This window comes from Mycobacterium sp. NGS56, from assembly GCF_059812425.1.
The window spans coordinates 1-21,749 of the sequence record NZ_JCALCQ010000022.1; the positions used below are offsets into that span (position 1 = coordinate 1).

Below are 21,749 nucleotides of genomic sequence, written 5' to 3' on the forward strand. Positions count from 1 at the left end.
CCCCGCCGCACCGTCGGTCGCCTCGCCGCACGGCGGCTTCGGAGAGTAACCGGCGAACCGCTACCGCGACTAATCCCTGATGAAGCCCGTGCTGCGCATCATGGCGTCGGCCAGAAATCCGTCGTGCGGAAGTTGCGGCGCATGCAGCCACGTCGGATGGTGCCCGCAGTAGACATTGCCGACGGTCGGCTCGGCCACCAGGGGGTCGATCAGCGTCGCGTCGCCGGTGATCGCCGTGACACCAGCGAATGCCGCAGCGGCACCCACCCGGCCTCGCGCGACCAGGCCGACACCCACACACGGGCTCGAGGTTGAGTTTGTCCACGTTGGGTTCGGTCATACGGCCGGGCGCAACGCCGCATAAGCCGTCGCCGAGATCGGCGACCACCTGATCGGCGCCGAGTGGCGGGACTGACCCGACGGCTTTGGCCGCCAAGAAAGGCGTGTGGTCACGCCCTCACGTCACCTAATCGCCTTATTTCACAGAGAGTTTCATGTGCGTCGATGCGATGTTCAGCACGGCCTAACTGCCGAGTATGGCCGTGATCGCCTCGTTGAAACGCGGATAGATGTCGTCGTAGGTGCCGTCGCGTTCGGCGAACCGGAACATCTTGACGCGCTCCACCACGATCTCCTTGGCGTCGGGCTGCGTCTGCAGCAGCGTCATCGTCTCGGTGATGTAATCCTCCAGTGGCATCGCCCGCGGGTCGAATCCCCGCTCGCCCTGCAGCGCGGTCTGCACGTGTGGCGGAATGATCTCGATCACCTGCACCGAGGTGTCACGGAGCTGGAACCGCAGCGATTCGGTGTAGGAGTGCAGCGCCGCCTTGGCGGCGCAGTACGTCGGGGTGAGCGCGCTGGGCATGAAGGCCAGCCCGGACGTCACGTTCAGGACGGTGGCGTGCGGCTTGCGCAGCAGCGCCGGCAGCAGTGCCGAGGTAAGCCGGATGGGGCCCAGCAGATTGATGGCGATGCTCTGTTCGGCCAAGCCGACGTTGCTACCTGTCAGGTCCTCGACCCGCTGAATCCCGGCGTTGTTGACCAGTACGTTCAGGTCGGGGTAGTGGTCGGTCAGCTGGGTGGCGAATCGGCGGATGTCGGCGGCGTCGCCCTGATCCAGCGACAGGGTCTGCATACCCGGGTTGGCCTCCGCCACGGCCCGTAGGTGGTCGCTGCGCCGGGCGGCGATGATCACCTGGTTGCCCAGCCGGTGGAAAGATTCCGCCAGACCACGGCCGATGCCGCTGCCGCCACCGGTGACCAGAACGGTATTGCCCGTCATCTGCATCGCGGTTCTCCTTCGGGGTCGCCTGCCACGGCTCGCTCGACCGGCCATCTGGCCGACAGAGCCGAATGCCCCAATGCGGAGCCGGCTAACCACGATGCCCTATGCGCCCGGGCGCTGTCACGACAAATGCGGCCCCTGACGGTTCGGTTACGCGGCCGGGCGGTGGTGCAGCCGGCGCGGGTCGACGCCCGCTCGCTGCCACGCGGCGGCGGCCCAGCTTGTGTAGAGCACTCGGACGGGCAGCCGGTTGAGCAGCGGGTTGAGCGCGCGGATGGCCGCGGCGAGACGCTGGAAACGCTTCTCCTTCTTGGCATCCCAGTGCAGCTGGCACACCGCGCGCATCTGCGGCGGCAGGGTTCCGACCACCACCAGCCGGGTGTAGGCGTTCAGTGGCGCCGATAGGACCTTCCAGACCGGCTTGGGAATCCGGCGCGGACCCGGTATGCCCTTGCGGATGTAGCCGGTGCCGTACAGGACGGTCTTGTGCGGGACGAACCGGTCGAGCATCTCGTCCCAGTAGGCCACGAAGTCGCCGTACGTCTGCGGTTGTCCGCGGTCGCTGACGCCGTACAGCCCGTACCAGAGCTTGCCCTCGTTGAAGATTTGTTCCTTCTCGGCGTCAGACAGCCGGCGGATGAACGTGTCGGTGTTGTAGATGACCTGGTCGACGAAGCTGGCGTGCGCCCAGTAGAACAGTTCCGGATTCAGCGCGTGATACCGCGAGCCGTCGCTGATGGTGCCCTTGATCGTTTTGTGGAAGTCGCGCACCTTGCGGCCCCACTCGTGGGGCTCGTCGGAATAGACGGTGTTCATCAAAGGCGGCGCGGTCCGCTTGGCCCGGCCCAGCGTGTCACTGAAGATCACCGAGTGGTCCAGCACGCCCTGGGCCAGCTGCTCGATGCAGTTCTCCACCCCCGCGGTGCGCTGGAACCCGAAGAGCTGGGTGCGAATGTCCCCGTAAAATTTCCAGATCAACGAATCCGGCCCCAGCCGCGGGCCGGATTCGGCGATCTCGTCGTCGATCGGCATGGGCATCGCTTCGCGAACGCCGGTGTCGAAACGCAAGCCAGCGGTTGCGGCGGCCGACTCGTCGTTCTGGACGGTCATGCCCACCTCCTCGTCGCACCGGCGCTGCATCGTCAGGGCCGCCTACCAGTATGAATCGATGACACAAAGTCGTATCTTTGTTCCAACAGCCTACAGGGGCTCACCACCGTTGCCCATCGCGGGGTCCCGACGCCCGAAAGCCGGCGGTAAGCGATGCCGAAGAGTTGATACGATGCCGCCAATCATGCAGTCCGAACCGGGCTCTGCCTCTGCCTCTGCTGCCGCCGAGGCGCTCACCGATCTGGATCGCACCATCCTGGACACCGCGCGAAGCGTGTTCGAGACCTACGGGGTGCGACGCGCCAACATCGACGACGTCGCCGCGCGGGCCGGGGTCAGCCGCAGCACCATCTACCGTCGCTTTCCGACCAAGGAGAACCTGTTCGCTCAGGTGGTGCGCCGCGAGGCGGGCCTATTCTTCGTCACCCTGGACCACGCGACGACGGGCTGTGACCCGCAACAGGCCGTGATCGAGGCCTTCGCGCTCGGGGTGCGCCTGGTCCAGGACTCACCGCTGTATTCGCGGATCGCCGAAAGCGAACCCGAACTGCTCGGCATGTTCTCCCGGTCCCAGGCCTTCCCGATTCTCCAATTCGCCGACGGAATCGCGCACACCCTGCGCCGCTGCGGCGCTGAGCTTCCTCAATCCGACCTGGACAACATCGCCGACATACTGCTTCGCGTCGCCCTTGGCATCATCGTCTTTCCCACCGACCGGCTCGACATCTCGGACACCGCCGCGGTTCGCGAGTACGCCGCCCGTTATCTGGTGCCCATCATCAGCCGCAAGCCGGGCCGCTAACGGCGCTCAAATTGTCGGCATCCTGAACTAGCCTTGAGCCGTGGCTGGGAGTTCTGCGGCTCCGCGGACCCGGTATGCCAGTTGCGGCGAGATCGACATCGCCTATCAGGTCTTCGGCGATGGCCCGATGGACCTGCTCGTGCTGCCGGGCCCGCTGATCCCGATCGACTGTGTCGACCTCGAGCCCTCGATGTACCGCTTTCACCGCCGGCTCGCGTCGTTCTGCCGAGTGATCCGCTTCGATCAGCGCGGGATCGGCCTGTCGTCCCGGGTTCCCTCGCTGGACATGCTCGGCCCGGAATCGTGGGCACAGGATGCGCTCGCGGTCATGAACGCGGTGGGTTGCGAGCGAGCCACGGTCTTCGCCCCGGGTTTCACCACGCTGGCCGGTGTGGTTCTCGCGGTCGACCACGCAGACCGGGTCAACAGCCTCGTCATAGCCAACGGCGCGGCACGAACGCTGCGGGGTCCCGACTACCCCATCGGGGCCGAGCTCGACGACGCCGACCGATTCACGTCGGTCGGAATGGAGCCGGACGCCGTCGAGCAGGGTTTCGACATGCTCGGCATCATCGCGCCCTCTGTTGCAGACGACGACGCATTCCGCTCGTGGTGGGACATGGCCGGCAACCGGGGCGCGTCACCGAGCATGGCGCGTGCGTTCATCAACAAGGTCCGGGAGGGCGACGTCCGCGACAGGCTGCCGCGCGTCAGCGTGCCGACGCTGATCCTGCATCGCGACAACCCTGCCTTCAGCCCCGTCGAGCACGCGCACTACATGGCCGAGCGCATCCCCGGCTCGCGCCTGGTCGAACTGCCCGGAGCGGACGCCCTGTACTGGGTGGGCGAGACCGCGCCGATGCTCGACGAGATCGAGGAGTTCATCACCGGGGTGCGCGGTGGTTCCGACGCCGAGCGGCTGCTCACCACCATCATGTTCACCGACATCGTGGGCTCCACCCAGCGCGCCGCGGCGCTGGGTGATCACCACTGGCGCGACCTGCTGGACAACCACGACACGATCGTGCGCCACGAGCTGCAGCGGTTCGGCGGCCGCGAAGTCAACACGGCCGGAGACGGATTCGTCGCGACGTTCAGCAGCCCAAGCGCGGCGATCGCGTGCGCCGACGCCATCGTGGACGCCGTTCACGTTCTGGGCATCGAGGTGCGGGTCGGCATTCACGCCGGTGAAGTCGAGATGCGCGGAGCGGACGTCGCGGGCATGGCCGTGCACATCGGCGCGCGGGTGGCGGCGCTCGCGGGGCCCAGTGAGGTACTGGTGTCTTCCACGTTGCGCGACATCGTCACCGGGTCGCGGCACCGGTTCGGCGACCGCGGTGAGACCGCGCTCAAGGGCGTCCCGGGTTACTGGCGGCTGTACGCCCTGGTCCGTGAGCACGCCGTCGTGCACCGGTAACCCGATCGACAAATCACCGCGGTCGAAGCGTCGTGGCCCTCGGCGTAGGCTGCGGACGGGGACTCAGGGCCGAGGCTTCGGGGCTTTCCATTTGATTTCTGGTGCCTAGCTTGAGATTTGATCTAAGGAGTACGCATGACGGACGTGCACACCTGGCTGCCTCCGGCGCTTCGGCGGGCGCTGGACCTGCTCGTCGACCCGCCGGCCGATCCCGACGTGAGCCGCGGCTATCTTGACCTGCTCGGCGCCGACAAGCACGGCGTAGTCGAGAAGAACACCGGCCCGATCCAGGCGGCGTGGGCCTCACCGATCGGATCGATGCTCTACGACAACGCCCAAGCGCTTTCCCGGCGCTGGATCAGCGCATGGCAACTGCCGCTGGAGTGGTTGCAGGTCCCGCAGGGCGGTGTCGCGCTGGACGTCGGCTCTGGACCGGGCAACGTCACCGCGTCGCTGGCACGTGCCGCCGGTCCCGAAGGGCTGGCCCTCGGAGTCGATATCTCCGAGCCGATGCTTGCGCGAGCTGTCCGCAATGAGGCCGGCCCGCAGGTCGGTTTCATCAAGGCCGATGCGCAGCGGCTTCCGCTGCGGGACAGCACCATTGACGTGGCAGTGTCGACCGCGGTGCTGCAATTGGTGCCGGATCCGGCGGCCGCCCTCGCCGAGATCGCGCGCGTGCTGCGGCCCGGCGGCAGGCTGGCCGTCATGGTCCCGACCGCCGGGCGCTTGGCCCGCTATTGGCAGTTGCTGCCGAACGTCGGGGCGCACGCGTTCGATGACGACGAGATCGGTGATGCGCTCGAAGACAACGGTTTTGCGAGCATCAGGGTGAAGAATTTGGGCACGTTCCAGTGGGTGCGCGGTAAGAAGGGCTGAATCGCAAGGCGTTTCCGGCGGCGGGCCTATTCCGGCGATTGCGCCAGCACGGCGAGCCGGTCCATCGACTCGCGCAGCATGTCGGCGGTCGTCGCACGGGCTTTTGCGATGCGGTTGGGGTCGGTGAGCGCCGTCCAGTCGTAGGTGTGGGTCACCGTGGTGAGTTCGGCGTTGACCGGACTGAGCTCCCACCGCCACAGGTGGCCCGGTGGCTGCTTGCCGGGCTCGGCTGGGCGCCAAGCGATTTTGCTACCCTCCACGAACTCGGTGACGTGGTTCTCGCGCACCGCGCCGTTGGTCAGCGTTGTCTCGAAGATGTCACCCACCCGATGAACGCGCTGGCCGGCAGCGGACGAGGCCAAGTTGTTGTTGCCGTCCCAGCTCGGTTGGCGGGACGGGTCGGCGATCAGTTCGAAAATCCGGGCGGCGTTCGCCGACATCACGCGGGTGGCGCTCACCATGCGATCGAGTTCCGTATCGGGCATGTCGCTATCCAAACACGTCCAGCGAGGTGTTGTGGCGGTGACATTGGGCCGGGGCTCTGAGGACTTTTGGCCGTCGCAGGGTTCGCCGGACGCGTGCGACGGTGGCATTGCCGAGATGACCCGGTGGTCTGTCCGAAGTGCAACGAGCCCACTCCCGAGCTCCGAACAAGTGGAGCGACCGCACAGGGGTTCTTGACCCAGCGTCGCACCACGGTTCTGCCTTCGGACAGACCTCCAGGCCTCCACTCGGTTCATCCCATCCGGGGCAGCGCCTCGACCGGTCCGGAGAGCGCCGCCTTGACGTAACGGGTGTCGTCGTCGGCCAGCACTTCGGTGTCGTCCCCTTCGATGCCGTCGACGATCGCGCGGGCCACCTGGCGCGGATCGTTCTTGGGTGCGTCGAAGCCGGAAGTCATATCGGTATCGGTAAAGCCGAGGTGGGCGGCAACGACCAGGGTGCCCTGCTTCTCGAGTTCGATCCGCAGCGAATTGGTCGTCGACCACAATGCGGCCTTGGAATCGCCGTACCCACCGGATCCTGGCATCCAGGACAGGATCGAGGCGATGTCGACCAATGCCCCGCCACCGTTTTCGGCCAGGATCGGTGCGAACGCCTTGGCCACGCGCAGCGCGCCGAAGTAATTCGTCTCGAAGACCGCTCGTACCTCTTCGATGTCGCTGGCGAGCAGGCTGCGCGCGCCCAGCACGCCGGCATTGTTGATGACGATGTCGGCGTCCGACGCCCTGGCCGCTAGAGCGGCCACCGAATCCGGCTTGGTGACATCCAGTTCGACGCTGACCACGCGCGGGTCCCGACTGGGCTGGGGCACCCGGGCGGTGGCGTAGACCTTCGCCGCGCCTCGTTCCAACAACTCCGCGACGATGGCCTTGCCGAGCCCGCGCTGTCCACCGGTGACGACAACCGTCGATCCCTTCACATTGACCATGACCCTACTCCCTTTGACCTAGGTAAAGTGATTTCACCTACGTCACCATAATTGACGGTCTCGACATAGGCAAGTAGTATTTGGGTATGTCTCTACCGTGGGGCGCGTCACAGCGATACGGCTGTGCCACAGCGCCCGGAGGCCTCGGCCTGGTCCAGGACTTCCTCAACACGAGGGCTATCGACGGGTACGGACCTGACCTGCTGGCCGACCCGCTGCTCGCCGGCGACTGGGCGCGCAACGCGGTGCGGGCGTGGTCGGTCGCCCGCGGCGTGGATCTGCAGCCACCCGAGCTGAGCTACGCGGATTTGGATAAGCTTCGCGGCTTGCGTGCCACGATCGAGCAGCTGGTGGCCGGCGAACCGCCGAGTGGGCGGGGCACCCGGGGTGTCACCGCATCGTTCACGGTGTCTGATTCCGGTGAGATCCGGCTGCATCCCAGCGGCGGCGGTTGGCGCTGGCTAGCGTCGGCGCTGTGGGGCGAGATTTTGTTGAGCCAGCAAGCCGGCACGTGGCGGCGGATCAAGCGATGCCACAACCACCGGTGCGGGTCAACGTTCTACGACCGTTCGAAGAACAACAGCGGAGTGTGGCACGACGTCAAAACCTGCGGCAACGCCGTCAATCTGCGCGTCTCCCGGGCCCGGCGGCGCGAACGCGAGCGGGCGGTGCAGGCAGGCATTCGGCCAAAAGTGAGCGATACCAACAGTGACAAGCCGGATCCCCGGTCCCGGTAGGACGTCTGCCTGGGCCGTCAACAGCGTTCGGCGCCTTTGGCCATCAGGCGCGGCCTCGTGGTCGCCGGTCGCCGCTTGCTTCTGAGCACCGCGTGCACTACATGGACGGCGTGCGCCTTTAGCGGCGCGACTCCGTCGAAAGTTGCGGGAGCCTGGCTGACCCAGGCCGGAAGTGTGGCCACGGTTGATTCCTTTGCTTTTTCGGCATGTGCGCCGACTCAGTCAATTGCACCGCCGCCGTTTTACGGTGGCGCCGCGCCGCGGTAAACGTCACGAAAACCTTTTTGTGGCGCACGGCACATCCGTGACGCAACGAAAGGCACGCGACAGTGCGTTTAGTGAAAACCCTTGAACCGGCGCAGATAACCCGGCAATCGGTGTGCCGGTATCGCTTTGGGCCAGTCGTTGGGGCGGAAATACGCGTCGGTACCGCCGTCCACGAACACTACACTGCCGCACAGAAAATCGGCGGCATCCGAGAGCATGAAACACATCCAGTCCGCCATGTGCCCCGGGTCACCGAAGCCACCGAGGGGGACGGGAAACGACCGGACCGCCTTCGCCTGCCTTGGGTTCGATAATTGTTCCTGCAGAAGCGGTGTCATGATTGCGCCGGGCGACAACGCATTCAGGCGCACGCCCGACCCGGCCCATTCCGAAAGCACTGCGTGCCGCCGCACCCATCGGCTGACTGCGATCTTGGACGCCCCGTACATCATCGTCGGCGCCGCCGGACCTAATAGGCGAACCGTTCGCACCGCCTTGTCCGCGTCGTGGGCAAGCAGCGCTTTGACCGCCCGGCGGGGCACCGCAGGTATCGTCGTCGTCGAGTTACTGGCGACAACAACGACTTTCGCGCGTTCGGCGGCAGCCAGCGCGGAACGCCAGGCGGCGAGCAATTCGACGACCCCGAAGTAGTTGACCGCGGCGATCTTTCGAATACGATCGCGACCGGGGCTGGGCCCCAGGCCGGCCGCCAGGACGGCACCGTCGAGTCTGTTGCCCGCGGCCGCCAGGACACCGTCGGCCGCCGCTTTACGTCCATCGGGTGTCGACAGGTCGGCGATGATATCGGCGTCCTTGATGTCGACACCGATGATGCTGTGCCCATTGCGCCGAAGGCGCGCGGCGGTCTCGCGGCCCATCCCCGAAGCCGAGCCGGTAACGGCATAGGTCCCCATTGATTCCTCCGTTCTCTGGGCAGTATGCCCGGGAAACGGACCGCTCCGGCGGGCGGTGCCCGGGTGGGATCAGTTCGCCGCCGCGGCCTTCTCGACGTCGAGCAACTGTTCGCCGCGTCGTTCCTCGTCGTAGGCCTTGCGCCCGCCCCGCAGCCCGAATAAGCGTTTCGAGACCAACAGGTAGATCACCGCGGCGACATTGATGGTGAAGGTCACCGCCCGGGTCATGGTGATGCCCTTGGCCAGGTCGTGGATCTCGAGCGGCAAGAAGACCGAGGTGGCTATCACCGCGAAGTATTCGCCCCAGCGCTTGAGCAACCACAAGCCAACGCCTTCGACGACCTCGATCAGCGCGTAACCCACCAGCGCCAAGGTCAGCAGGGTCAGGGTGGATGGCTTGGCGGCCAGCGCCTTCTCCAGTTCGTGCACGATGGTCATCTGATCGACCTTGAATCCGGCGGTGCGGAAGATCGGCAGGTCGCGATCGAGGGTGGCCTGGATGGCGCCGCGCGCCCCCCGAAACTTCCACACTGCGTAGGCCGCCAGCGCAATCACCACCGCCCGCAACACACGTTCCACCGCCAATGCGCGAATGATGATGGCCTGGCGTAAGGCCTTGCCGCGCATGATCATCGGCGCATCTTCGGCGCGGCCGCGTCCGTGCGGCTCGCCGACGGTGAATTCGCCGCACCGCAAGCAGCGCCACACTTCGCCCAGCCCGGTGCTGCCGCTCAGGCGGTCGGCGAGTGACTTCTCGTCGGGTGCGTAGGTGGCGTGGCCGGCTACCGCGCAAGTGACCAGCTCCCACCGGTTGCGGCGGTGTTCTTTGCCCATGGCGGGATCATTCATGGCGGACGGTCGCCCACGCAAGGGGGCGCGCATCGTGGGTCAAAAGCGCGGCTTGCTGCGCGCGCACCGAGCGGTGGGGCGCACCGACCCGAGGAGTCCGGCGAGCTCGGTGACGGAGATCTCGTCGAGCCGCGCGACCGCGGCGACGATGTCGTCACCCAGCGCCTCGTCGCAGAAGGGTTCGGCGAGCCAGCCGAACTTGTCCACGACGCGTTCCCAGGACATCGGACGGGTGGGTGATCCCTCGTAATCGGACTGTTCGCGGCTGAATCTGCGCCCGTCGGTCGTAATCACGTGCACCCGCGCCGCGGTGCGCTGCGGGTAGTCGGCGGTCAGGTCGTCGGCGACGTCGACCTCCACCCGCGACAACAGATCTTGCACGTCGTGGCGCGAAACCCGGTCATTCTCAAGCTGTTCGGGGCCCACGCCACCATCGATCAGGGCGACCGCGGTCAGGTACTTGAGGTTGTAGTCGGCCTGCTCCTTGGTGGTCGGATGTTCTTTGTCGCCATACGCACCCCCGCCGGCGAAGTCGTATGCTCCCTGAAACACCTCGAGGATCACCCGCGTCACATCTGCACCGCGCAAACCGTTCTCGCTGCGCACGGCCAGAACCGCGTCGATGACGACCTGGCCGTGGATGAGTGAGCAGTACTGCTTCAAGTAGGTCTGCTCGACGCAGGTGAGGCTCCGGTCGGCGGCTTGAAGATCGATGGGCTGGTCGAACAGCTGCACCAACCCGTGCGGGCCTTCGAACAGCGACTTGGGTCCGGTGATGCCACGCGCGGCCAGCATCGTCGTGTACACGGCACGCATGCCGGTGATCGCCGGCGAGATGCCCTTCCAGTTCGACACCGGTTCGGCATGGACCGTCGCCAGCGACACATTGTCGGCCGCCGCCGCCGCGATGGCGTTGGCGGTCTGTCCGGCGCTCAGTCCCAATAGCTTCGCGCTGCCCGCCGCAACCGACATGGACAGCTGCAGGGCGTGGTTGAGGCCGCGGGCCATCACGGGAACCCGTGCGCTGAAACGGCATTGGATCTCGTAGGCGACCGCCAGCGCGAGCAGGAAGTCGGCTCCCCCGGCGCCGGTGTGCTCGGCCACGGCCAGAACTGCGCCGAAGTTATCGGCGGGATGGCAGAGTCCGCCCACGGCCAGGTAGGTGTCGAGCAGATCGGGATAGCGCACCAGGACCGCGTTGAAGAACGCGGCCTGGTCCACCGATGCTCGCCCACCGCCGACCAGCGTGGCCGTCGGGGCGCCACCGAATTGGGCGGTGTGGTCACGAATGGTGGGGACGAGCTCCCCGTCCAGCGAGCCGACGGCGCACGCGATGCTGTCGAGCACGTTGCGTTTCAACAGTGCGCGCGCCCGCTCGCTCAGATCTGCCGGCTGCGCGCCGACGACGAAATCGGCCAGCTCGTCCACAACGTAGCTATGTGCCACCACTTTTCGCCTCCCAAGCGAGGCTACCCCGACACCAGCGGGCCACGGCCAATCCCGTCAGACCTCGTGCGCGGCGACCTACATGGCGGTATCGACCGCGGCCGGTTGCGGTGCCGATCCGCTGAGCGCGACGGTCTCGTCGGTCAGGCGTTTCCCGATGTCGCGGATCTGTCGCGCACCGAGCGCGCACAGCGGGTGCACGGCCACCATCAGGGCGACGCGGCCCCGGTCGTCGAAAACCGGCGCGGCGATGGTCACCACGGGTTGCTTGCGCCGGCCCGGGTTGTCGTCGGACAGGAAACCGATGGTGGTGAACTCGACCCGCAGCTGATCCATGATGTGACGCACCGGGGTCGGCATGTCGCTGCTGTCCAACGTGCCGACCACCTGCACCGCCTGCGCGAGCGCCGGCGTCGTCCAGTCCACGTCGAATCCCCGTTCGCGCGTATGCGCCAACACCTGTTGCAGGCGCTGGGTGCGCTCGGCATTGTCGCCCGCACCCCGCCGGATCCACGCGCGCTGTTGCGCCTCGGTGTCCCACGCCGCCATTGCGACACCGAACGGCGGCGCGTACGGAATGCGATCACCAGGTATCCCCGACGGCTGCGTGGCGGGTTCACCTTCAAAGGCGGTGACCACCAACGATTCACCGAACTTCTCAACCACCGAGCAGGCGTAGCCGACTCCGCGGGACAGTCGCAGTGCCGCGGATCGCGCCGCATGCGCGAGCGGCCGGGCGGTGTCCGTGCGGGCGGCCACCACCGCGAGCGCGGGGCCGAGGGCGAACGTCTTCGCGACCGGATCGCGGCTCGCCCAACCGCGGTCGCACAACGTCTTCAGAATCGCGTGTGCGGTCGCTTGGGTGAGAGCCAGCTCGCGCACCACGTCGGAGAAGCGCAGGCGCGCGTTTGGCGACCGCGCCAGCAGCTCGACGACATCGAGCACCCGGGCGGTCGGCGCTGATGGCGATCCGCGAATCGCTTGACTCCCTTGCGACGGCGTTTCTACAGTTGGACGAACATTCGAGATCTTATATCGATTATTCGAGAAAGTTAGATATTGCGCGCGGTGGTGTTGAGGGACGGCCTGTTACAGGTTCGCGAGACGCAGGACCCCGAGCCGGGTCCGGGTGAGTTGTTGCTGCGTACGCTGAGCACCGCAATCTGCGCGTCCGACGTGCACTTCATGGATCATCCCGAACTCGCCATCGATGACCCGACCGGCCGCTCGCTGTATGACACCGAGCGCGACACCGTGCTGGGCCACGAATTCGTCGGCGAGGTTGTCGGACACGGACCCGGCTGCACCGACGAGTTCGACGTCGGCGCCCGGGTGACGGCCATGCCGGTGCGCCTAATCGACGGCGGCGCCGGCGGAATGCGCATCATCGGTCAGCATCCCGACGCCCAGGGCAGTTTCGCTGAGCTGCTGGTGGTTTCGGAGGTCGCGGCCAAGCCCGTCCCGGGCGAGGTGTCCAGCGACGCCGTGGCATTGACCGACGCGTTCGCCGTCGGCGAGTTCTACGTGCGCTCGGCGCAACTGCAACACGGAGAGATCCCCATCGTCATCGGAGCCGGAGCGATCGGGCTCTCGGCCGTCGCGGCCCTGGCCGGCCGCGGCGTTGAGCCCATCGTCGTCGCCGACTACAAATCCGACCGGCGCCAGCTGGCCCGTGACCGCTTCGGCGCGCACATCCTCGTCGATCCGAAGGACAAATCCCCGTTCGACGCGTTCAACGAGATACGCGCGCAACGCGGATTGCCCGGGCCGGCGGTCGTATTCGAATGCGTGGGCGCGTCCGGGCTGATTCAGAAGTTGGTCGAATCGGCCGAAATGGGCACGCGCATCTACTGCGCGGGCGGCTGGTACACCGGCGACACCCTCGACATCACCACCGCCACCCGCCAGGGTGTGACCATTCAGTTCGGCGGTGGCCCGCACCCGCAGGACTGGTACGGCACACTCGACGCAATCGTGGCGGGCCGGCTGGATCCGCTGCCGAGCATCGGCAAGATCATCGGCCTCGACGAGGTGCCCGATGCCCTCGCCCAGGCCCGCAGGTCCGACGGGCCGCCCCGGATCGTCGTCCGCCCGAATCGAGACGCCCAGTGAGCGAACGCGATGACCGGCAAGACATCAGCGAACTGCTGGTGCGCTATGCGACCGGGATCGACCGGCGCGACTGGCCGCTGTTTCGCACCGTCTTCACCGACGACTGCCAGCTGGACTACGGCGAGATCGGGACCTGGAGCGGCGTCGATGCGGTGACCGACTTCATGGAGCAGGTGCACGCCCTGGCTGGGCACACGCTGCACCGGCTGTCCAACCAGGCCATCACGCTCGACGGCGACACCGCGACTGCACGCACGTACATCGACGGCCTGATCATGGCCGGCGACAACAACTCCGGGGTCAATGCCATCGGTTTCTACGACGACGATATGGTCCGCACCCCGGTCGGGTGGCGCATCGCCCGCCGGCGCTACACCCAGGTCCGCATCACCACGGTCGGTGGCGGATAGATGACATTCGCCGCGCAGTACGGGCCGTGGGCGCTGGTGGCCGGCGCCTCTGATGGTGTGGGTGCGGCGTTTGCCGAACAGCTCGCCGAGCGCGGCGTCAACGTGGTACTGCTGGCCCGCAGGCATGCCGTTCTGGATCGCGTCGCGGCCGACATCGAGACCAAGACGTCTGTGCAAACCCGCACCGTCGCAATTGATCTGGCCCAACCCGGCGCGGCCGCGGCGGTCGCCGAGGCAACCGGTGACCTGGAGATCGGCACGCTCGTGTACTGCGCCGGCGCCGATCCCGACTTCAAACCGTTCCTCGCCAATCCCATCGATGCCGCCGAAGCAATGGTGCAGCGCAACTGCATGGTGCCCATGCAGCTGTGCCACCATTTCGCGCCCGCGATGGTCGCGCGAGGCAGCGGCGGCATCGTCATCTTCGGCTCCGGCGCTGGGCTGGTCGGCGGACCGAACATGGTCGCCTACGGCGCCTCGAAGGCGTTCGACATGGTCTTCGCCGAGGCGCTGTGGGCCGAACTGCACGACAAGGGTGTGCACGTCTTGGGCCTCATCCTGGGCAAGACCGACACACCGGCACTGCGCGAACTCGAATACAGCCGCGGCCAGATCGCGTCCCCCGACGAGGTCCCGTCGGATGCCGCAGCCGTGTCCGACGTCATCGCCGAGGCATTCGAGAACCTCGGCAACGGCCCTACCCTGCTAGTGGGCGACACCATGCGCGCCGCCGCGCAGCTGCTGGCCTCGCTGGACCGCAATCAGGCTGTTGAGCTGTTCGCCCAGGCCACCGCCGCGGCCATGGGCCCGGACGCGTAGGAACACGAGGGGAACCGCGACCGTTCGCTGTGCGTCCTACCAGATGTGGCGAGGTTTGCCGAAGTTCGAAATCAGGACGGCCCAACTCTTGGTGTGTAGTGCTCTGTACAGCAAATATAGGCCCGCGGATACGGCTTCATGGCGCACCCGGTGCGTTGCTGACCGTGCCCGCCGCGGGTAGCTTGGGTAACCGGTTCGCCACGGCAACCGAGTCAAGTAACCACCCGGTCGCCACCCCGCGAAGGATGACGATGCTCGCCACAGACAGGCCCGCAGCCACCGTCTCGACGACGGCAAGCTGGCGGCGTCGCACACTGAGCCGTTCTGGATTGATCACCGGCGCATTCGTCGTCCCGGCCGTCGTCGTCCGCAGCGCCGGACTGAATGTGGGCGCGGTGCTCGCCTTGCTGATCTTCGGGGCAGCGGTGGTGGCGGCCAGCTTCTTGCTGGCGTGGGCAGCCGAGGCCGCGCAGATCGATGTCTCCGGCGGACTGGCCACGGCGGTGCTCGCCCTGATCGCGGTGCTGCCCGAATACGCCGTCGACCTTTATTACGCGTTCGTATCCGGTCACAACGCGGATTACGCGCAATACGCCGCCGCCAACATGACGGGGTCCAACCGGTTGTTGATGGGTCTGGGTTGGCCGGTCGTGGTGCTGGTGAGCATCCTGGTCGCGCGCAAGTCCGGCTCGGCGAAGCCCACCGGTTTGACGCTGGACCCAGCAAACCGGGTCGAACTCGGATTCCTGTTGATCGCCGGCGTCCTCGCGTTCGTGATACCGGCCAGCGGCCAGATCCAGTTGGGGCTGGGGCTGGCGTTGCTGGCCTGGTTCGGGTTCTACCTCTACAAGATCAGCCACGGTGAGGTCGAAGAGCCCGACCTGATCGGCACCGCCGCCGCGCTGGGCGACCTGCCCGACGGCAGGCGGCGCGGCGCGGTAATCGGTCTGTTCTTGGTGTCGGGCGCGGTGATCCTGCTGTGCGCCAAGCCGTTTGCCGACAATCTGGTCGCCGCCGGCGCCGAACTCGGCGTCAATCGCTTCCTGTTGGTGCAATGGCTGGCGCCGCTGGCCTCCGAGGCACCGGAATTCATCATCGCGACCATCTTCGCCGCCAGGGGCAAGGGCACGGCGGCCGTCGCCACCCTGATCTCCTCCAAGGTCAATCAGTGGACCCTGCTGGTCGGGTCATTGCCGATCGCGCACCTGCTGGGCGGGGGCGGGTTCTCCCTGCTCCTGGATTCCCGCCAGGTGGAGGAGGTGCTGCTCACCGCCACCCAAACGATGATGGGCGTGGCGCTGATCCTGGCGCTGCGGTTCCACCGGGCGACCGCGTGCACCCTACTCGGGTTGTTCGTGGTTCAGTTCCCGATCTTCTCGACAGAGGGGCGGCTGCTGCTCTGCGGTGTCTACACAGCGGTGGCCATCGCCGGGCTGGTCATCAACCGGCGCCACATCGCCGCCACGCTGAGGGCGCCGTTCTTCGGCACGGCCATTCGGCACAGCGGTCACCCCCACCACAACGCGCAACACCCCATCCACCCCGCGTAGCGCCGGCGCCAGCAAACGGGCAATACCCACGCTTCGGCCCGGCGGGGGGCCTATCCTTAGCGACTGGGCGTGCGGCCCGAAACGGTGGTGCTCATATGACGGCGGCGGAAGCAGCGTGTTCGGCGTGTGGCATAACGCTGCGCGCCACCGCAAAGTTCTGCGATGAGTGCGGTGCACCGACGGCGATTTCGCCCAAGCCGGCCGAATACAAGCAAGTGACGGTACTGTTCGCCGACGTCGTGCGCTCGATGGATATCGCCGCTGCGGTGGGCGCCGAACGGCTGCGCGAGATCATGGGCGAACTCGTCGAACGCGCAGCGGCGGTGGTCCAACGATTCGGCGGCAGGGTGGACAAGTTTACCGGCGACGGCATCATGGCAGTGTTTGGAGCGCCGGTTGCGTTGGAAGACCACGCTTTTCGCGCATGCCTGGCGGCGCTGGGCATCCAGGACCAGGCGGGGCGCATCGCGGGTGAGCTCGCGCTCAAAGACGCGGTCGAGCTGCGGCTGCGGGTAGGCCTGAATTCGGGCCAGGTAATTGCCGGCGAAATTGGTTCGGGTGCTTTGGGCTACACCGCGATAGGCGAGCAGGTCGGAATGGCGCAGCGGATGGAATCGATCTCGCCCCCGGGCGGGGTGATGCTCAGCGAGTCAACGGCGCGGTTGGTCGAGGATGCCGCGACCCTGTCCGAGCCGGAGATGGTGCACATCAAGGGCGTGCGGGATGCGGTGGCGGCTCGCCGTTTGATCGCCGCGAAAAGCGAACAGCGCCACAGGAAAGACCCGCAGTTGGTCGGGCGAACGTGGGAACTCAACACCATCGCCGGGATCCTCGATGAGGCAATCACTGGGGCAGGATGCCTCATCGGTGTCGTCGGACCGCCCGGCATCGGCAAAAGCCGCACAGTTCGCGAATCGATGGCATTGGCGAAATGCCGTGGCATGGATGTCATTACAACGTTCTGCGAATCCCATACCAGCGATATTCCCTTCCACGCGGTGACAGGGCTGTTGCGCGCCGCGCTCGGGCTCGAGGAGCTTGGCAGCGAGACCGCCAGGGCGCAGCTGGAATCCCGCTTTCCCGATGCCGACGCTGAGGATCTCTGGCTCCTCGCCGACCTGCTCGGGATCGCGGACCTTGCGGTAGCGGCGCCCAACATCGAGGGCGACGCCCGGCGGCGCCGGCTCACGGCTTTGGTCACTGCCGCGTGGGTGAATCGCCGTGGGTCAGCGCTGTATGTCATCGAGGACGCCCATTGGATGGACGAGGTCAGCGAGTCGATGCTGGCCGACTTCCTGACGGTGATCAGGCAGACCCGCTCGATGATGCTGATCACCTACCGCCCCGAGTACCAGGGCGCGCTGGCCACGATCCCCGGCGCTCAGACAATCGCGCTACGGCCGTTGAACACCGCGCAAACGGTGGAGCTGATAAGCGAATTGCTAGGCACCGATGCCTCAACGCGGGGGCTCGCCGAGGTGATCTCCGAACGTGCCTGCGGTAACCCGTTTTTCGCCGAGGAGATCGTGCGCGACCTTGCGGAGCGCGGATCCATTCGCGGGGAGCGCGGCTGCTACCAACTCGTCGGTGAGGTCGCCGACGTCACGGCCCCACCCACATTGCACGCCGTCATCGCCGCCCGCATCGACCGTCTCAGCTTCGCGGCCAAACGCACGCTCTGCGCCGCCGCCGTGATCGGGTCACGGTTCAGCCCGGACCTGGTGACCGCCCTGGGCGTCGACCCGGTCCTCGATGAGCTCGTCAGGGGCGAGCTGATCGATCAGGTCGGCTTCACCCCGAGGATCGAGTACGCGTTTCGGCATCCCCTGATCCGCTTCGTCGCCTACGAGTCGCAACTGAAGTCGGATCGAGACGAATTGCACCGTCGGCTAGCCGCACTGATCGAGCAGCGTGATCCGGAGTCGTCGGACGAAAACGCCGCAATGATCGCCGAACACCTGAAAGCGGCGGGCAATCTCCGCGCAGCGTTCGACTGGTACATGCGCGCGGGAACCTGGTTGACCCACCGTGATCTCGCCGCGGCACGGGCAAGTTGGCGGCACGCGCGCGATGTCGCGGACCGCCTGCCCGAAAACGACGCCGACCGCGAGGCATTGCGAATCAACCCGCGGACGCTGTTGTGCGCGAGCGCGTGGCTGACCGGCGGCACCATGGCCGACACCGGGTTCGAAGAACTGCGCGACCTTGCCACCGCGGCCGGCGACAAAGTTTCGCTGGCGATGGCCATGGCCGGATGGCTGCCTGCACTGATCGTGCACGCCCGATTCGACGAAGCCGGGCGGTTGGCTTCCGAACTCGAGGACCTGCTCGACTCGATCGGCGACCCGACGTTGATCCTCGGGCTGCTCTATGCGGCGATGCCCGCGAAGATGCAGCGCGCCGAGTTGACCGAAACCATCCGCATCGCGCAACGGACGATCGAGCTGGCCGACGGTGACGCCACCAAGGGCAACCTGATCATCGGTTCCCCGCTCACGGGAGCGATCATGCTTCGGGGTTGTACGCGTTGCCTCCTCGGCGACCCGGACTGGAAGACCGACGTCGATCAAGCCCTGCAAATGGTCCGCGCGTTCGAACCCTCCCTGCGCGCGATCATGTTGCTGTTCAAGTACAACCTGATTCCGCTCGGGGTCTGGTTGCCGGATGCCGCCTCAGTGCGGGAGACGACCGAGATGCTGGAGATCGCGCAGCGATCCGGCGACGATCTCACCCTGGCCTGCGCCCAGTACGTCCACGGTGTCGCCCTCGTGGTCCACGACCCGACCCGCCGCGAAGAGGCTTTCGCCCTGCTCGCCGCCGCCCGCGAGGCCGCGCTGCAGGAACGGTTCACTATGGGAGCGGCCACGCTGGTGAACTACTTTGTCGCCAACGAGAAGTTGCGCACCGGCGACCCCGACGGCGCGATCGAGCTGTTGCGCCCTAGCGTCGAGGACCAATACGCGAGGCCTGAGCACGTGATTGTCGGGGCCACCACCGCGGCGCTGGTGAAGGCGCTGGTGCGCAGAGGCCGCCCGGCGGACCTGCTGGAAGCGCAAGCTGCCATCGACCGGCTCGCGGCTCTTCCGATCGAACCGGGATTCGTCCTGCACGATCTCTGGCTGCTATCGATGCGGGCAGCCGTGGCCCAGGCGCAGGGCGACGAAGCCGCATATCGCGACCACCGCGACCGCTACCGGAACATGGCGAATTCGCTTGGCTTCCAGGGGCACATCGCCTTGGCCGAGGCCATGGAGTAACCCGCCATCGCCCGGAATTGCGCTGCGTATACGGTCCCAGGTATGAATCGAGTGTCGGTGATCACCGGCGGCGCGGGCGGCATGGGGCTGGCCACAGCGAAAATCGTGGGCCGCGACCACGCCGTGGTGCTTTGCGACGTCAGGCAGGACCGGCTGGCCGCCGCGGCCACAACCCTGCAAGACCTCGGGATCGCTCCGACGGTCGTCGACTGCGACGTGACCGATCGGCGCGCCGTCGCCGACCTGCTCGGGACCGCCAACAACCTGGGGACCATCGTCTCCGTCATCCACACCGCGGGGGTCAGCCCGAGCATGGGTGCTGCCGGCTACATCGTGCGGACCAACGCGGTCGGCACCGTCAACGTCAATGAGGAATTCTTCGCGGTCGCCGGCGAAGGCGCGGCGATCGTCAACGTGGCGTCGATGGCGGCGCACATGCTGCCGGCGGAAATTGTTCCAGCAGACCAATTTCCCCAGGCGCTGAAGGACACTGACGCGTTCATGGACGCCATGTTGGCGGCGTGCAGCATTGCTCCCGAGGAAGCGCGGTCGGGTATCGCCTACGCCGTGAGCAAGACCTTTGTGAAGTGGTACAGCCAGTCGCAAGCGGAGCGATTCACCACCCGCGGGTTGCGCATCGTCTCGGTGTCGCCGGGGTCGACCGACACCGAGATGGGCAGGCTCGAGGAGCAGGCGGGCGCGGGCGCGATGGTTGCCGACGCCGCCGTCCCGCGGTGGGGTAAGCCGGAGGAGATGGCCGAGCTGCTCGCCTTCTGCGCCAGCGAGAGGGCGGGATACCTCACCGGCACCGACATTCTCAACGACGGTGGCGTGATCGCCTCGATGACCGAACGGGCCAGGGTGGCCGCCGGCGGCTAGACGAGGTAGCGCGGCTTCTAGGCGGGGGCGCGGGACTCGCTTTGGCTAATCCCCGGCGCCGATGCCGACTTTCGTCAGGTCGGCACCATCACGCATCGCGCCGTGGCTCCACTCCCGTGGCCGCAGCCGCCAGGTCCGGCGTGCGTACTCCAGTTCGGTATAGGGCCATTGGGTGACGATTCGGCCGGACGGCGACCGGAAGTAGCTGTCGCACTGCGTCCAGATGGTGCGCTCCAGGTCCGCGGAAAGTGCGTCGTTGTACCGCTTTTCGGCCTCCGGTCGCACGTCGAGGTATCCGCCGCGGCGCGCCAGGCGGCTCACTGCGCTGGCGACCAGTCGCGCCCCGGCCTCGAGGATGTAGACGATGGAGTTGCCGCCCTGGTTGGTGTTAGGGCCGTAGAGCATGAAGAAATTGGGGAATCCGCTGACCGCGACCCCCAGGTAGGCGGACGGGTCATCGCCCCAGTGCTGGTGCAACCGGAGTCCGCCGGCGCCGACGACGTCGATGCCGGAGAGGTACCGGGACGTCTCGAAACCGGTGGCCAGCACGATCGCGTCGATGTCGACTTCGGTGCCCGCCGAGGTGATCACCGAAGTCCGGCCGATGCGCGCGATGGGTTCGGTGACCAGTTCGACGTTGTCGCGCTGCAAGGCCCGGTAATAGTCATCGCCCAGCAGCACCCGTTTACACCGGAACGGATAGTCCGGTGTCAGCGCCCGGCGCAGCGGCTCGTCGTCGACCGTGCGCTCCAGGAATGACGTCGCGATCTGGGTGCGCGCCGTCACCACGGGGTCGTCGGCGAAGGTCGCGGTGTTGTCGTGCTGAAACTTCCAGATCTGCCAGCGGGTTCGGCGCAACGCCAGGACGTTGCGTTTGAAGCGGGCCAATTCGGTTGCGCTATACGGGCGGTCGTCCTTGGGTACCATCCATGGCGGAGTGCGTTGGAAGACGGTGACCTGCCCGGCGATCTTCGCCAGCTCGGGCACGAGCTGTACCCCGCTGGCGCCGGTGCCGATGACCGCGACGCTTCGGCCGGCCAGATCGAGGTCATGATCCCATTGCGCGGTGTGCAGCACCGCGCCGCCGAAGTCGCTCAGCCCGTCGATATCGGGGAGCTTGGCCGAACCGAACAGGCCCACCGCACAGACGACGACGTCGGCGATCAGGATGGCACCTTGCCCGTTCCGCGTGAGCTCGCAGTGCCATACCCCGGCATGCGGGTCCCAGCGCACACAGCGCGCCGTGGTGTCGAGCAGCAGATGGCGACGCAGGTCGAAATCGTCGGCCACCGATTCGAGGTAGGCCAGTATTTCGGCCTGCCGCGCATAGGTACGGCTCCAGGATTTGTTGGGGGCGAAGGAAAACGAGTACAGATGGCTCTGGATGTCGCAGGCGGCGCCTGGGTAGGTGTTGCGTCGCCAGGTGCCGCCCACACCGTCGCTGCCCTCGATGATCACCAGATCGTCTATGCCCGCGCGACGCAGCGCGACGGCCGCGCCCAGCCCGCCGAAGCCGGCCCCGATAATGGCCACCTTCGGTCCGCGCCGACGCCGGGTCGCCGCCCGCATCCGCCCGATGGCGTAGAG

At 66.8% G+C, this 21,749-nt stretch carries 20 protein-coding genes; 10 read left to right on the forward strand and 10 right to left on the reverse strand.

The window, feature by feature from the left end; translation table 11 throughout:
* Positions 1-69: 69 nt before the first annotated feature.
* From AC5Y4F_RS26380 to AC5Y4F_RS26390, 3 genes are all read right to left on the reverse strand, one after another.
* Positions 70-297, reverse strand: a complete 228-nt coding sequence (locus AC5Y4F_RS26380; protein WP_499999586.1) for a hypothetical protein — start codon at positions 295-297, stop codon at positions 70-72.
* 226 nt (positions 298-523) lie between these two features.
* Positions 524-1,288 (reverse strand): SDR family oxidoreductase, encoded by a 765-nt coding sequence (locus AC5Y4F_RS26385; protein ID WP_067932983.1) that lies wholly within the window; start codon positions 1,286-1,288, stop codon positions 524-526.
* Positions 1,289-1,435: 147 nt separating this feature from the next.
* Positions 1,436-2,395 (reverse strand): oxygenase MpaB family protein, encoded by a 960-nt coding sequence (locus tag AC5Y4F_RS26390; protein ID WP_499999590.1) that lies wholly within the window; start codon positions 2,393-2,395, stop codon positions 1,436-1,438.
* A gap of 184 nt (positions 2,396-2,579) precedes the next feature.
* On the opposite strand from AC5Y4F_RS26390, the gene AC5Y4F_RS26395 reads away from it, so the two are divergent.
* The 3 genes from AC5Y4F_RS26395 (at position 2,580) to AC5Y4F_RS26405 (ending at position 5,490) form a co-directional block, all read left to right on the forward strand.
* The gene (locus tag AC5Y4F_RS26395; RefSeq protein WP_067933058.1) at positions 2,580-3,197 is read left to right on the forward strand and encodes a TetR/AcrR family transcriptional regulator; all 618 of its coding nucleotides are present in this window, start codon (positions 2,580-2,582) and stop codon (positions 3,195-3,197) included.
* 40 nt (positions 3,198-3,237) lie between these two features.
* A complete protein-coding gene (gene lipJ / locus AC5Y4F_RS26400) occupies positions 3,238-4,614 on the forward strand; it encodes a bifunctional lipase/adenylate cyclase LipJ (protein ID WP_499999594.1) in 1,377 nt (458 codons plus the stop codon).
* A 135-nt stretch (positions 4,615-4,749) separates the two neighbouring features.
* A complete protein-coding gene (locus AC5Y4F_RS26405) occupies positions 4,750-5,490 on the forward strand; it encodes a methyltransferase domain-containing protein (RefSeq protein ID WP_067932988.1) in 741 nt (246 codons plus the stop codon).
* Positions 5,491-5,516: 26 nt separating this feature from the next.
* Here AC5Y4F_RS26405 and AC5Y4F_RS26410 read toward each other — a convergent pair whose 3' ends face one another.
* Both AC5Y4F_RS26410 and AC5Y4F_RS26415 read right to left on the reverse strand, forming a co-directional pair.
* Complete coding sequence (locus tag AC5Y4F_RS26410) at positions 5,517-5,975, reverse strand: SRPBCC family protein (RefSeq protein ID WP_067932991.1); 459 nt, start codon at positions 5,973-5,975, stop codon at positions 5,517-5,519.
* Between the two features lie 251 nt (positions 5,976-6,226).
* On the reverse strand, positions 6,227-6,922 hold the full coding sequence (locus tag AC5Y4F_RS26415) for an SDR family oxidoreductase (RefSeq protein ID WP_499999596.1): 696 nt from the start codon (positions 6,920-6,922) through the stop codon (positions 6,227-6,229).
* 86 nt (positions 6,923-7,008) lie between these two features.
* Here AC5Y4F_RS26415 and AC5Y4F_RS26420 point away from each other — a divergent pair, with 86 nt between their 5' ends.
* Complete coding sequence (locus tag AC5Y4F_RS26420) at positions 7,009-7,659, forward strand: CGNR zinc finger domain-containing protein (protein WP_499999597.1); 651 nt, start codon at positions 7,009-7,011, stop codon at positions 7,657-7,659.
* A gap of 335 nt (positions 7,660-7,994) precedes the next feature.
* Here the strand turns inward: AC5Y4F_RS26420 and AC5Y4F_RS26425 are convergent, their stop codons facing one another.
* The 4 genes from AC5Y4F_RS26425 to AC5Y4F_RS26440 all read right to left on the reverse strand — a co-directional run bounded on the left by AC5Y4F_RS26425 (position 7,995) and on the right by AC5Y4F_RS26440 (position 12,080).
* Positions 7,995-8,840 (reverse strand): SDR family oxidoreductase, encoded by an 846-nt coding sequence (locus AC5Y4F_RS26425; protein ID WP_499999598.1) that lies wholly within the window; start codon positions 8,838-8,840, stop codon positions 7,995-7,997.
* Between the two features lie 69 nt (positions 8,841-8,909).
* Complete coding sequence (locus AC5Y4F_RS26430; protein WP_067933062.1) at positions 8,910-9,674, reverse strand: DUF2127 domain-containing protein; 765 nt, start codon at positions 9,672-9,674, stop codon at positions 8,910-8,912.
* 54 nt (positions 9,675-9,728) lie between these two features.
* On the reverse strand, positions 9,729-11,117 hold the full coding sequence (locus AC5Y4F_RS26435) for an MmgE/PrpD family protein (protein WP_499999623.1): 1,389 nt from the start codon (positions 11,115-11,117) through the stop codon (positions 9,729-9,731).
* A gap of 96 nt (positions 11,118-11,213) precedes the next feature.
* Positions 11,214-12,080 (reverse strand): helix-turn-helix domain-containing protein, encoded by an 867-nt coding sequence (locus AC5Y4F_RS26440; protein ID WP_499999600.1) that lies wholly within the window; start codon positions 12,078-12,080, stop codon positions 11,214-11,216.
* Positions 12,081-12,203: 123 nt separating this feature from the next.
* Between AC5Y4F_RS26440 and AC5Y4F_RS26445 the strand changes: the two genes are divergently transcribed.
* From AC5Y4F_RS26445 to AC5Y4F_RS26470, 6 genes are all read left to right on the forward strand, one after another.
* Complete coding sequence (locus AC5Y4F_RS26445; RefSeq protein ID WP_067933001.1) at positions 12,204-13,247, forward strand: zinc-binding dehydrogenase; 1,044 nt, start codon at positions 12,204-12,206, stop codon at positions 13,245-13,247.
* The gene (locus tag AC5Y4F_RS26450; RefSeq protein ID WP_067933003.1) at positions 13,244-13,657 is read left to right on the forward strand and encodes a nuclear transport factor 2 family protein; all 414 of its coding nucleotides are present in this window, start codon (positions 13,244-13,246) and stop codon (positions 13,655-13,657) included. Before AC5Y4F_RS26445 ends, AC5Y4F_RS26450 begins: the two co-directional genes overlap by 4 nt.
* Positions 13,658-14,476, forward strand: a complete 819-nt coding sequence (locus tag AC5Y4F_RS26455; protein WP_499999602.1) for an SDR family NAD(P)-dependent oxidoreductase — start codon at positions 13,658-13,660, stop codon at positions 14,474-14,476.
* A gap of 245 nt (positions 14,477-14,721) precedes the next feature.
* On the forward strand, positions 14,722-16,026 hold the full coding sequence (locus AC5Y4F_RS26460; RefSeq protein WP_082947535.1) for a calcium:cation antiporter family protein: 1,305 nt from the start codon (positions 14,722-14,724) through the stop codon (positions 16,024-16,026).
* A gap of 95 nt (positions 16,027-16,121) precedes the next feature.
* Positions 16,122-19,283, forward strand: a complete 3,162-nt coding sequence (locus AC5Y4F_RS26465) for an ATP-binding protein (RefSeq protein WP_499999604.1) — start codon at positions 16,122-16,124, stop codon at positions 19,281-19,283.
* A 42-nt stretch (positions 19,284-19,325) separates the two neighbouring features.
* On the forward strand, positions 19,326-20,162 hold the full coding sequence (locus AC5Y4F_RS26470; protein ID WP_499999609.1) for an SDR family oxidoreductase: 837 nt from the start codon (positions 19,326-19,328) through the stop codon (positions 20,160-20,162).
* A gap of 45 nt (positions 20,163-20,207) precedes the next feature.
* On the opposite strand, the gene AC5Y4F_RS26475 is transcribed toward AC5Y4F_RS26470, so the two are convergent.
* Positions 20,208-21,731, reverse strand: a complete 1,524-nt coding sequence (locus AC5Y4F_RS26475; RefSeq protein ID WP_197520518.1) for a flavin-containing monooxygenase — start codon at positions 21,729-21,731, stop codon at positions 20,208-20,210.
* Positions 21,732-21,749 lie beyond the last annotated feature (18 nt).